General features: G+C 39.6%; 1 protein-coding gene. It reads left to right on the top strand.

Going from position 1 to position 1,795, the window contains the following annotated elements:
- The first annotated feature begins 272 nt into the window (after window positions 1-272).
- Window positions 273-1,727 (top strand): amidophosphoribosyltransferase, encoded by a 1,455-nt coding sequence (gene purF, locus ACHABW_RS25710; protein ID WP_435759864.1) that lies wholly within the window; start codon window positions 273-275, stop codon window positions 1,725-1,727.
- The last annotated feature ends 68 nt before the right edge of the window (window positions 1,728-1,795 follow it).

Here is a 1,795-nt window from a genome sequence, read left to right as displayed (position 1 = left end):
CTTCCTAGATCGAATAAAAGAATGTTTTATTACGCACAATAATTATGTGAATTTGTGTGATGTTAAAAGAGATGGATAGACTAGACGGTAGGATTCAACAGTTGAAACAGGAATTAATTCTACGCTGTCGCCAAAAATTGGACCAACTCAAACGCGACTTATCAAAAGTATATAAAGCATTCCTATAAAAATAAGTTAGAGAATTAAATGTGGCGGGAATAACGGTAATAAGACAAATAGATGTTATTCATTTTGAAAAGGGGGGCTCTTCCTTGGTTACTGAAGTCAAAAGCTTAAACGAAGAATGTGGCGTATTTGGTGTCTGGGGTATTCCAGACGCTGCACGCTTGAGCTATTTCGGATTGCACAGCTTACAACATAGGGGTCAAGAAGGTGCCGGAATAGTTGCGAGTAATAAAGGGAAATTAAAAGGACATCGTGATCTAGGACTTCTAACAGATGTGTTTAAAGACGATCGTCAATTTGATCGTTTAAAGGGGGAAGCGGCAATTGGTCATGTTCGCTACAATACTTCAGGCAGCAATGGAATTCAAAATATCCAACCTTTCCTATTCGAATTTCATGATGAAGAATTAGCTTTAGCACATAATGGAAACCTTATTAATGCAACTACGTTACGAAAACAATTAGAAGATACAGGGGCAATTTTTCATTCGAATTCGGATACTGAAATTTTGATGCATTTGATTCGTCGGAGTGAAAGAGAAACCTTAATAGAGCGCGTAAAAGAGAGTTTGAATAAGGTCAAAGGAGCTTTTGCCTTTTTAATTCTAACGCCTAACGAAATGATTGGCGCTCTGGACCCAAATGGTTTTAGACCACTATCAATCGGACAAATATCAAACGGAGCATATGTACTAGCAAGTGAAACTTGTGCATTGGACGTTGTCGGTGCCGAGTTTATTCGTTCCGTTGAGCCTGGAGAAATTGTTACTGTAAACGATGATGGTTACCAAATTGATAAATATACCGAAGATACAATGATGTCTATTTGCTCAATGGAATACATCTACTTTGCGCGTCCAGACTCTGATATTGCTGGTGTCAACGTACATACGGCACGTAAAAATATGGGACGTACTTTAGCAGAGGAAGCACCAACAGCAGCGGATATCGTTATCGGTGTACCAAACTCTTCCTTATCAGCCGGAAGTGGTTATGCTGAAAAAAGTGGTCTTCCTTATGAAATGGGATTAGTGAAGAACCAATACATTGCTAGAACATTCATTCAGCCAACACAAGAATTACGTGAGCTAGGCGTACGTATGAAACTATCAGCCGTTAGAGGAGTTGTGAAAGGTAAAAAAGTCGTCATGGTCGATGATTCCATCGTTCGAGGTACAACCAGCAAATACATCGTTCAATTGCTACGTGACGCTGGAGCAACAGAGGTGCATGTAAGAATTTCTTCACCACCCCTGCGTTTCCCATCTTTCTATGGAATTGACATTCAAAATCGTCACGAATTGATTGCGGCGGATCATTCCGTTGAAGAAGTCAGAGAAATCATTGGTGCCGATAGCCTGGTATTCCTAAGTGTTGCTGGAACTGTAGATTCAATCGGATTAAACTTTGACGCCCCATATGGCGGCTTATGCATGGCGTACTTTACAGGAGATTACCCAACGCCATTATATGACTACGAAGCAGACTATCTAAAATCATTAGAAAAAGAAATAACCATTCAAAGGCATGAAGAATCCTAGTCAAGTTATGGAATAATATTAGTACTCCATGTCTATATCTCCCTAATAATAAAAAAGACCACCGTGGT

It is taken from the genome of Salipaludibacillus sp. CF4.18 (assembly GCF_051262595.1).
Taxonomy (GTDB): Bacteria; Bacillota; Bacilli; order Bacillales; family Salisediminibacteriaceae; genus Salipaludibacillus; species Salipaludibacillus neizhouensis.
The sequence above is the reverse complement of the archived record's forward strand: the minus strand, read 5'-3'. Positions and strand labels throughout refer to the sequence as shown.